The following is a 1,815-nucleotide window of genomic DNA, read 5'->3' on the forward strand; positions in this document are numbered from 1 at the left end:
ACACCACAGAAGAGCAGCAATAGGTAGTGAATAGTAAGCGTAGTGTGCGCGAATTTGTTCGCAGTTGTCGTTTTCCCACGGATGTCCCATTGCGCCCTCTTGGCGTTTCCCTGTATGAATTGCCACGTCAGCCGGGCAGGGTTTCCCGGTCTTCGGCCCGTCGGCCTAGGTGTGGCAAAGCGGGTGTCAGGCCGTTTTAAATAACGGCGTCACTTTTGCGCCGGCCTTGAGTCCGGCCAAATAATCTGCCCACGCCTGCATCATGCGGCGGCGTTCGGGTAAATACTCAGCATAATTATATGTAGCACGAATGCTGTTCCGTTCGGCATGTGCCATCTGGCGCTCGATGGCGTCGCGGTTCCAGCCTTGTTCATTCAGCAGCGTGGACGCCATATGCCGGAAGCCGTGCCCGGTCATGGTGTCCTTGTCATAGCCAAGGCGGCGCAAGGCTGCGTTGACCGTGTTTTCAGACATGGGGCGGCCATTGGTGCGGGCGCCGGGGAAAACGTACTGGCCATGCCCGGTGAGCGCCTGCAATTCGCGCAGCACCATCACCGCCTGAAATGAAAGCGGGACAACGTGTTTTTCCCGCGCCTTCATGCGTTCGGCCGGGATGACCCACTGGGCGGCATCGAGGTCGATTTCTTGCCATTCCGCTTTGCGCAGTTCACCGGGGCGCACGAATGTCAGCGGTGCTAGTTTTAGTGCGCATTGCGTCACGAACGACCCCTGATAGCCGTCGAGGGCATGCAGCAATTCGGCAATCAGGGCAGGGCTGGTGATGGTAGGGAATGATTTGGAGATAACGGGGGCCAGTGCGCCGGCCAGATCTGCGGCTGGGTTGCGCTGGGCGCGACCGGAGGCAATCGCGTAGCGGAATACCTGGCCGCAAGTTTGCAGGGCGCGGTGCGCCGTTTCTATGGCGCCGCGATGCTCAATGCGGCGCAGAGCGGTCAGAAGCTCTGGTGCCTCGATCTGGGCAATGGGACGCTTGCCTATCCATGGGAAAATGTCGCGCTCGAAACGGCGCATGGTCTTGTCTGCGTGGCCTGCCGTCCAGGTTGGCAGGTATTTGGAAAACCACTCGCGGGCGATAACCTCAAAGCTATTTTCGGCTTGCTGTGCCTTGGTGGCTTTTTGTACCTTGCGGTTGATGCCGGGGTCGATGCCTTCGGCAAGCAGGCGGCGGGCTTCGTCCCGGCGGTTGCGCGCATCTTTCAGGCTGATTTCTGGATAGATACCAAGTGCCAGTGTTTTCTGTTTGCCATCGAAACGGTAAGAGAGCCGCCAGTATTTCCCGATGCAGTTAACGAGCAGATGCATGCCTTTTTCGTCGGTTAGCTTGGCTGGCTTTCCGTTGTCGTTGGACTTGGCGTTCTTGCAGGCTGTGTCGGTCAGAGGCATTTGTTGGTACCTGTGATCTGTTGGTACTGGGAACCAACAGGAATACCAACACCGGCGTTGGCATGTCTAGAGATGTTATGGCACATCGTGAGACATAAAAAAACCCCGAGAGGCTTATTTCTCGGGGTTCTTGGTGTTTCATGACACGTCATGAAACGGTAGTTTGGTGGGGCGGCGACTATCACAAAACACCTTACAAGCATTGTCTTTAAAGGATTTGTGTAATTCTATTTTTAAAAATACCAACATAAATACCAACAAGAAATGCATGCTGCGCTGGATCGCAGGGTCTTGCCTGTGTACGGCGGCGCGGCCGCTCAAGAAATCAAAGTGGCTCCGGCGTAGACCGACTGTGGCGCTGGCCGGGCATCAAAAATAAGCTTGGTGTTAACGGCGGCACGCAACGTGCGT

1 protein-coding gene is annotated in these 1,815 nt (G+C 56.3%); it reads right to left on the reverse strand.

Annotated elements, in window-relative coordinates; all coding sequences use genetic code 11:
- Nucleotides 1–186: 186 nt before the first annotated feature.
- On the reverse strand, nucleotides 187–1,404 hold the full coding sequence (locus EGI20_RS18160) for a tyrosine-type recombinase/integrase (protein WP_498630198.1): 1,218 nt from the start codon (nucleotides 1,402–1,404) through the stop codon (nucleotides 187–189).
- Nucleotides 1,405–1,815 lie beyond the last annotated feature (411 nt).

This window comes from Aquitalea sp. S1-19, assembly GCF_024343515.1.